Origin of the sequence: Halomonas sp., from assembly GCF_031581305.1 — a bacterium.
Classification (GTDB): domain Bacteria; phylum Pseudomonadota; class Gammaproteobacteria; order Pseudomonadales; family Halomonadaceae; genus Halomonas.
Map to the genome: position 1 here is coordinate 1 of NZ_JAVLBC010000148.1, position 7,962 is coordinate 7,962.

General features: G+C 65.6%; 6 protein-coding genes and 1 pseudogene. 4 read left to right on the plus strand and 3 right to left on the minus strand.

Annotation, left to right across the window (positions count from 1 at the left end):
* The 3 genes from RI841_RS12120 to RI841_RS12130 all read right to left on the minus strand — a co-directional run.
* Window positions 1-1,352: efflux RND transporter permease subunit (locus RI841_RS12120; RefSeq protein ID WP_310705859.1), on the minus strand; the 1,352-nt coding region annotated here is incomplete at its 3' end.
* Complete coding sequence (locus RI841_RS12125; RefSeq protein ID WP_310705860.1) at window positions 1,352-2,452, minus strand: efflux RND transporter periplasmic adaptor subunit; 1,101 nt, start codon at window positions 2,450-2,452, stop codon at window positions 1,352-1,354. The genes RI841_RS12120 and RI841_RS12125, both read right to left, overlap by 1 nt.
* 69 nt (window positions 2,453-2,521) lie before the next feature.
* The gene (locus RI841_RS12130; protein ID WP_310705861.1) at window positions 2,522-3,940 is read right to left on the minus strand and encodes a TolC family outer membrane protein; all 1,419 of its coding nucleotides are present in this window, start codon (window positions 3,938-3,940) and stop codon (window positions 2,522-2,524) included.
* Between the two features lie 161 nt (window positions 3,941-4,101).
* On the opposite strand from RI841_RS12130, the gene RI841_RS12135 reads away from it, so the two are divergent.
* The 4 genes and pseudogenes from RI841_RS12135 (at window position 4,102) to RI841_RS12150 (ending at window position 7,960) form a co-directional block, all read left to right on the plus strand.
* Window positions 4,102-5,028 (plus strand): alpha/beta hydrolase, encoded by a 927-nt coding sequence (locus RI841_RS12135; RefSeq protein ID WP_310705862.1) that lies wholly within the window; start codon window positions 4,102-4,104, stop codon window positions 5,026-5,028.
* A 65-nt stretch (window positions 5,029-5,093) separates the two neighbouring features.
* Window positions 5,094-6,218 (plus strand): ABC transporter permease, encoded by a 1,125-nt coding sequence (locus RI841_RS12140; protein WP_310705864.1) that lies wholly within the window; start codon window positions 5,094-5,096, stop codon window positions 6,216-6,218.
* 17 nt (window positions 6,219-6,235) lie between these two features.
* Window positions 6,236-7,019, plus strand: a pseudogene (locus RI841_RS12145) (ABC transporter ATP-binding protein).
* A 2-nt stretch (window positions 7,020-7,021) separates the two neighbouring features.
* Window positions 7,022-7,960 (plus strand): MlaD family protein, encoded by a 939-nt coding sequence (locus tag RI841_RS12150; RefSeq protein ID WP_310705863.1) that lies wholly within the window; start codon window positions 7,022-7,024, stop codon window positions 7,958-7,960.
* Window positions 7,961-7,962: the final 2 nt, after the last annotated feature.

The window sequence follows — 7,962 nt, forward strand, 5'->3', positions numbered from 1 at the left end:
CCCATGAAGCCAATCGGAGCATACACCGCCACCAGGGTGGTGGTCATGGCAATAATGGGAACGGCCATCTCCCGGGCGCCGTTAATGGCCGCCTGGAAACGGGATTCGCCTTTCTCGATGTGCCGGTGCACGTTTTCCACCACGATGATGGCATCATCCACCACCAGACCGATGGCCAGTACCATTGACAGTAAGGTCAGCAGGTTGAGCGAGAAACCGAACGCCAACATGATGAAAGCGCCACCGATCAGCGACAGGGGCACGGCGACCGAGGGCACGATGGCGGCCCGGAGGGAGCCCAGACAGAGAAATACCACCACCAGTACGATGACCAATGCTTCCAGAAGGGTCTTGATCACTTCGTTGATCGAGTCTTCGATGAAATCCGAGGCATCGTAGGCCAGCCGTGCATTCAGGCCCGACGGCAGCTGGCTTTTGATCTCCGGCATCTCCGCTTTAACCAGACCGGCGACGGTCAGCGGGTTGGCGCCGGGGGCCAGCTCGATGGCCACATAGGTAGCCGGCTGGCCTTTGTACAGGGCGAGCTGATCGTAAGTCTGTGAGCCCAACTCCACCCGGGCGATGTCCTGCAGGCGGATCTGGGAGCCCTCAGACTGTTTGACCACGAGGTTGCGGAACTTGTCCGGATCGGCAACATCGGTGTCACTGGTCATGCTGATTTCGGTGTAGGTCCCCTTGGTATTGCCTACTGCCGCCTGGTAGTTGTTGGCGCGAAGCTTGGCAACGACTTCCTGGGGCGTCATGTCCACCGCCGCCAGGCGCTCCGGGTCGAGCCACACCCGCAGGGCAAAGGTCCGGCCCAGAAGGTCCGCCTTGCCGACACCGGACAACGCCTGGAGTTTCGGTTGCACGACCCGGGTCAGGTAGTCGGTAATCTTGGGAACCGCCAGTTGCTCACTATAGAAGGCGATGTACATCAGCGCCGTGGAATCCCCGGTGGTGGAGGTGATCACCGGGTCCTGGGCCTCAGCGGGCAGCACGTTGCGCTGGCTGGCCACCTTGGCCTGGATCTCCGCAAGCGCCGCGTTGGCGTCGTAGTTCAGCTCCATCTTGGCCTGGATGCTCGAGACACCCTGGGAGCTGGTGGACGTCAGATAATCGATACCACTGGCTTCGGCGATGGCCTGTTGCAGAGGCGTGGTGATAAAGCCCTTGATCAGGTCCGAACTGGCCCCCGGATAGGCCGTGGTCACGGTCACCGTGGTGCTTTCCAGTTCCGGGTACTGCCGGATCTCCATTTCCATGGCAGCCCGGGCGCCGAGCAACAGTATGAGCAGGCTGACCACCGTCGCGAGCACCGGACGACGGATAAAGATGTCAGTGAATCGCATTACTCGGTCGCCTCCTGCGGCTGCTCGCCTGTCTGTATCTCGACCGACTGGCCGTTGCGCAGACGCAGCAGCCCCTTGGCAACCACGGTTTCACCTGCCTTTAAGCCGGAGAGCACCGCCACCCGAGTGTCACGGGTTTCTCCAGTGGTGACGGTCCGGCGGCTCACGGTCTTGTCGCCCTTGTCGTTTTTCTCAACCACAAGGACGAAGTCGCCGTAGGTGTTGTAGGAAATGGCTGTGCGAGGCACCGTGACAACCGCTCTGGCCTCCGGTTGCCGGGTCTGAATGGTCGCGAACATGCCCGGACGCAAGCGACTCTGGGGGTTGTCCAGGGTGGCACGAATGCGCACGGTGCGGGTCGCGGGATTGACCGAGGTATTGATGGCACTGACCCTACCTTCAAAGCTCCGTTCCGGTACCGCCGCCACGGTGGCCACCACCGGGTATCCTGTGGCCACATTCGGCAGATCTTTTTCCGACAAGGTGTAGTCGACGTAAATCGGGTCCAGCATGTTGATTTCTACAATCGGCGTGCCGGTGGCAATGTACTCGCCCTGGTCCACCATCCGGATACCCAGGGTGCCATCGAACGGCGCCCGGATGATTTTCTTGTTCAACTGCGCTTCAGCTTCGTTCACCCGCGCCCTGGCCGCATCGACATTGGCCTTGGCTTCGTCGTACTGGGATTGGGATACCGCGCGCTTCGGCAGCAGGTCGGCGATGCGCTGGAATTCCTGCTCCGCCAACTGGGCTTCTGCACGGCGAGTTCGCAGAGCGGCTTCATCGATTTCCGCGTTCAGGCGAACCAGGACGTCGCCCTTCTCAACGGTGTCGCCGGACTCGAAATTGATCTGCTCAACAACACCGGGCACCTCATTCGCAACCTCGATGCCATTAACGGCCTCAACGCTGCCCACTGCCTTGATAGCGGGTGTCCAGCTCTCGGTTTGGGCCTGGGTGGCGGAAATCAGGGTTGGCGGTTGAGGCTGGGACATCTGCTCTTGCATCTGGCCGAACTGGTAAAACTTGTAGCCAAAGATGCCTCCCAGCACCACACCAAGGAATATGACGACAATTAAAAAGCGTGACGCAATGCGCATAGTACGGTCCTGTCGATCCGTGTCCGGTCAAGCAAGTTATGAAGGAGAATGGCGACGCATCGACAAGCTTCAGCGCAATGGCTGAGGCGGCTCACCGATCTGCATGACCGCCTCGGTCGGATCGCGCTCTTCCGGCAGGGTGAAGGAGACGCTGCTACCGTCCAGCCAGGCATTGACCTCTTCCACGGCCGGCACGTCCAGGGTCCCCGACTGCTGACGCAGGCTGAGGAGGTTGATCACGTAATCGTAGCGGGCGCTGGCATGATCAGCCACGGCGTTGTAGAGGTTCTGCTCGGCATTGAGCACATCGACGATGTTGCGGGTGCCCACCTCGTAACCGGCGCGGGTGGCGTCCAGGGCGCTCTGGTTGGAGACGATGGCCTGGGCCCGAGCCTCCACCGTGGAGACGTCGTTGCTGACCTGGGTGAAGCGTGAGCGGACCTGCTGGACAGTATCGCGACGCTGGGCCTCGAAGTCGTACTGGCTGGCCTCCAGCCGGTAGGTGTTCTGGCGGATGCTGGCCTGGGTACGACCGCCGGTATAGAGCGGCAGGCTGGCGCGCAGGCCGACCTGGCTGGCGGAGTTGTGTCCCTCCACGCCGTCGCGGTCGTCATCGGCGTAGTTGTAGTTGGCGAAGGCGTTGACCGTCGGCAGGCGCTGGGCGCGGGCGATCTCGACGCTGCTGCGCGTGACCTCGACACCGGCCTCGCTGGCCAGCACCAGGGGATTGTTGGCCATGGCCAGTTCCACCCAGTGTCTGCGATCGTCCGGGGTGGGCGGCTGGATGGGCACCTCCTCCCCCAGCGCATCGATGCTGGAGTAGCGCTGGCCGGTCAGGCGCTCCAGAACCTCGAAGCGCACCTGCAGGTCACTCTCGGCAGCAATGCGAACCGCCCGGGCCTGATCGAAGGCCGCCTTGGCCTCCTCCACCTCGGTAATGGCGATCAGCCCCACCTCGAACTGCTCGCGGGCCTGCTCCAGCTGGCGGCCGATGGCCCGCTCCTGGGCGCGCCGCGCCTCCAGCACCTCATGGGCCCGCAGAATTTCGAAGTACGCCGAAGAGACGTCGATCAGCACTTGCTGCTCGGTGGCGGCCAGCTGATAGGTCTGCTGGTCGATCTGACGCTCGGCCTGCTCGACTTCACGCGTATTGCGCGCGTCGAATAGCGCCTGGGTGGCCTCCAGCGTCAGGCCGGCGCTGTTGTAGTTGTCGTCGCCTCCTCCCGTAAGCCCGCTTGTCTGGGATGCATACTGACGGTTGTGCGATACGGTCCCCGAGGCATTGACCTGGGGCAGCAGATCACTGCGTTGCACGTCCCGCCCCGCCTCGACGCTGCCGGTCTGTGACCGGGCCGAGGCCAACTCGGCATTGTTCTCCAGAGCATCCCGGGTGATGGTCAACAGATCGGCCGCCTGCAGGGGCACAGCAAAGGCCGATGCGATCAGTGCCGGCAGCAGGGCATGACGAAGGGTGCGGTGACGGGTCATCGGGTCATCCTCGGTTTCTGAACAAACATTTTTACATACATTGTCGCATGTTTCGTTGGCGAATCCACTGCCGAGCTTTCGGGAATCATGGATATTTGACGAAAGCCCCGGGAAATTTCGCTATGCTGCCTTGCAGCATAGTCCACTGAGGGAGAACGCCCATGGACGCTCTGGAATTCGTCAGGGTAAGGAAGCTGGAAGTCGCCGTGCGTATCTGGCACCCCGAGGCAACACGCACCGTGGTCGCCTGGCACGGCCTGGCCCGCCACGGCGGAGACTTCGAGGACTTCGCCCGCGTGCTGGGCCCCGGCTGGCGGGTCCTGGCCCCGGACACCCCCGGGCGCGGCCTGTCGAGCTGGTCACTCTACCCCGCCCATGACTATCTCTACGCCCACTACATGAAGGTAGCAGTGGCGGTGCTCGACCACTTCGGTCTCGAACGAGTGCCCTGGGTGGGCACTTCCATGGGCGGGCTGATCGGCATGCTGATGGCCGCCGCGCCAGAAACGGCATCACGTATCGAGCGGCTGGTGCTCAACGACGTGGGCCCGGAACTCGACCCCGAGGGCCTGTCGAGCCTGTCCAAGTACTTCGGCGTGCCCCATCGTTTCAGCCGCTTCAGCGAGCTCGAGGCCGAGCTCAGGCGCCACTATACGGGCTTCGGCATCGAGGGCGACGACGCCTGGCGGCGCCTCGCCCTGGGCAGCGCCCGGCGGCTCCCGGACGGCAGTTGGACCTACCACTACGACCCGCGGATCAGCGAGCAATTCGTCCACGACACCCCCCGCGACACCTGGGCCGACTGGGCGGCGATTCGCTGCCCGCTGATGGTCGTACGCGGCGAGCACTCGCCGCTGCTCAAGGCCGAGAGCGTGACCCGCATGGCCGAGGCGCAGCCCGGCCTGGTCAATCTAGAGGTACCCGGCTGTGGACACGCCCCGATGCTCGACCGACAAAACCAGGTCCGCCCCATTGCCGACTTTCTCGACCTGCCACGCCGCTGCGTGCTGCCTGGCGTCAGCGGCAGTACCCTGAGCTGGTGGCAGCGCGGCCTGCGCTGGCTGAAGGGGGCCGCCGGCGCAGGTTGAGCTAATGTAAAGGCATGCAGACTGATACCATCGGCCACCATGACGCACCCGAGACGCCATTGCCCATGACCGAGCCGGGCCACATCGACCAGCAGGACGGCCGTCTGACCATCGCCGGCGACTGGACCCTGGTGCATTACGCGACCCTCAAGCGCCAGGTCGCGTATCTGGCGCAGGCCCGCGAGCCGTCCCCTCAGGGGGTCGAGCTCGAGCGGCTCGCCGCCCTGGATACCGCCGGCGCCACACTGCTGATGGAACTGGTCGGCGCCGGGCCGCTCGCCGCCATCGACGACTGGGCCCCCGAGCTGCCGGCGACACGCCGCGCCCTGCTGCGCACCCTGGGCGAGGCCATGGTCGACCGCGAGCCGCCCGCGGTACGACCCAGCCGACCGCTGAAGGATACCCTGGCGCGGACCGGCCAGCTCGTCGAGGGCCTCTGGCAGCAGCAGCGCCAGCTGCTCGGCTTCATCGGCCAGGTGCTCGCCACCCTGGCCGCCACCGCCTGGCGGCCTGGCCGCTGGCGCCTGACCTCGGTGGTGGCCCAGCTGCACCAGACGGGCCTCAATGCCCTGCCCATCGTCGCCCTTCTCACCTTCCTGGTGGGCGCCGTGGTAGCCTTCCTCGGCGCCACGGTGCTGAGCGACTTCGGCGCCACCATCTATACGGTCAACCTGGTCGCCTTCGCCTTCCTGCGCGAGTTCGGGGTACTGCTCGCCGCGATCCTGCTCGCCGGCCGCACCGCCAGTGCCTTCACGGCCCAGCTCGGCGCCATGAAGGCCAACGAGGAGCTCGACGCCGTGCGGACTCTCGGCATCGACCCCGTCGAGCTGCTGGTACTGCCTCGGGTGCTGGCGATGATGCTGACCCTGCCGATCCTCACCTTCGTGGGCATGCTCAGTGGCATTCTCGGCGGCGCCCTGGTCTGCCTGCTGGCCCTGGACATCTCCCTCACCCAGTTCCTGGCCATCCTGCAGCGCGACATCCCGCTCAATCATTTCCTGGTGGGGCTGGCCAAGGCACCGCTGTTCGCCTTCCTGGTCGCGGTGATCGGCTGCCTGGAGGGCTTCAAGGTCAGCGGCAGCGCCCAGTCGGTGGGCGAGCACACCACCTCTAGCGTGGTGCAGTCGATCTTCGTGGTCATCCTGCTGGATGCGGTGGCGGCGCTGTTCTTCATGGAGATGGGGTGGTGAGCGCGGCACAGGCATCGATGGGCGAAGCGCCCCTGATCCAGGTGCGCGGGCTGGCCAACCGCTTCGGCCAGCACAGCGTCCACGAGGACCTCGACCTCGATCTCTACCCGGGCGAGATCCTCGGCGTGGTCGGCGGCTCGGGCACTGGCAAGTCGGTCCTGCTGCGCAGCATCGTCGGTCTGCTGAGGCCCAGCGCCGGGCGCATCGAGGTGTTCGGCGAGGACCTCCAGCCTCTCCGACCGGGACCGCTCCCGAATGGAGCGCCGCTTCGGGGTGCTCTTCCAGCGCGGCGCGCTGTTCACCTCGTTGACCCTGCAGGAAAACGTCGCCCTGCCGCTGATCGAGCACGCCGAGCTCTCCCGCGCCGACGCCGAGGCCCTGGCTCGGGTCAAGCTGGCCCTGGCCGGCCTGCCCGGGGAAGCCGCGATCAAGTATCCCGCCGAGCTCTCCGGTGGCATGATCAAGCGGGCCGCCCTGGCCCGCGCCCTGGCGCTGGACCCGGAGGTACTCTTCCTGGACGAGCCGACGGCGGGCCTGGACCCGATCGGTGCGGCGGCCTTCGACCGCCTGATCCTGACCCTGCGCGACGCCCTGGGCCTGAGCGTCTTCCTGGTCACCCACGATCTGGACACCCTCTATACCGCCTGCGATCGGGTGGCCGTGCTGTCGCAGCGAAGGGTACTGGTAGCCGATCGGCTCGACGTCGTCGCGGCCACCGACGATGACTGGATCCACGACTATTTTCATGGCCCCCGAGGCCGCGCCGCCCAGCAGGCGGCCCACCCGGTGGAGGACCTCTGACGATGGAACCCCGTGCCCATCATGTGCTGATCGGGCTGTTCACGGTGATCACCCTGGGCAGCGCGCTGCTGTTCGCCCTCTGGCTCGGCAAGTCCAGCGTCGACCGCGACTACGCCTGGTATGAGGTCGGCTTCAACCGCGCCGTCAGCGGGTTGTCCGAGGGCAATGCGGTCCTCTACAGCGGCATCGAGGTCGGGGATGTGGTCAGGCTGCGCCTCGATCCCCGGGACCCACGCCAGGTGCGGGCGCTGATCCGCGTCTACAGCGACGTCCCGATCAAGCAGGACACCCGCGCCAGCCTCGCACTAGCCAACATTACCGGCACCATGAACATCCAGCTGCTCGGCGGCACGCCGCAGAGCCCCCGCCTGCAGGGCGACCGAGATGATCCTCCGCTGATCCAGGCCGAGCCCTCGCCGTTGAGCTCGCTGCTCGCCAACAGCGAGGAGCTCTTCGACCAGGTGGACCGGTTGCTGACCAATGCCAACCGGCTACTCTCCGAGGAGAACGCCGAGAGCCTGACGCGCACCCTGGACAACCTGGAGGTCGTCTCGCGGGCGCTGCTCGAGCAGCGCCACGCCTTGGGCGAGGCCATGACACGCTTCGGGCAGGCCGGCGAGCAGATCGAAGCATCCCTCGAGGGCTTCAGCCGCCTCGGCAAGACGGCCGACGACCTGCTGGACAAGGAGGGTCGCGAGATCCTGCAGAGTGCCCGACGCGCGATGCAGTCGCTGGAGACCACCACCACCCGGCTGGACCGCCTGACCGAGAATCACGAGGGCTCCCTCGCCCGGGGCCTGCAGGGTGTGGGCGAAATCGACCCGGCCATGCGCGAGCTGCACGCCGCCCTGCGCGCCCTCAACCGGCTGGTGCGACGCCTCGAGGAGAACCCGGCGGACGCCCTACTGGGCCGCGACGATATCCAGGAGTTCAACCCATGAAC

Excerpts from the sequence above, each read along its gene's own strand:
- RI841_RS12140 (WP_310705864.1), top strand. The coding sequence starts at position 5,094 with ATGACCGAGCCGGGCCACATCGACCAGCAGGACGGCCGTCTGACCATC.
- RI841_RS12125 (WP_310705860.1), bottom strand. The coding sequence starts at position 2,452 with ATGCGCATTGCGTCACGCTTTTTAATTGTCGTCATATTCCTTGGTGTG.
- RI841_RS12135 (WP_310705862.1), top strand. The coding sequence starts at position 4,102 with ATGGACGCTCTGGAATTCGTCAGGGTAAGGAAGCTGGAAGTCGCCGTG.
- RI841_RS12130 (WP_310705861.1), bottom strand. The coding sequence starts at position 3,940 with ATGACCCGTCACCGCACCCTTCGTCATGCCCTGCTGCCGGCACTGATC.
- RI841_RS12150 (WP_310705863.1), top strand. The coding sequence starts at position 7,022 with ATGGAACCCCGTGCCCATCATGTGCTGATCGGGCTGTTCACGGTGATC.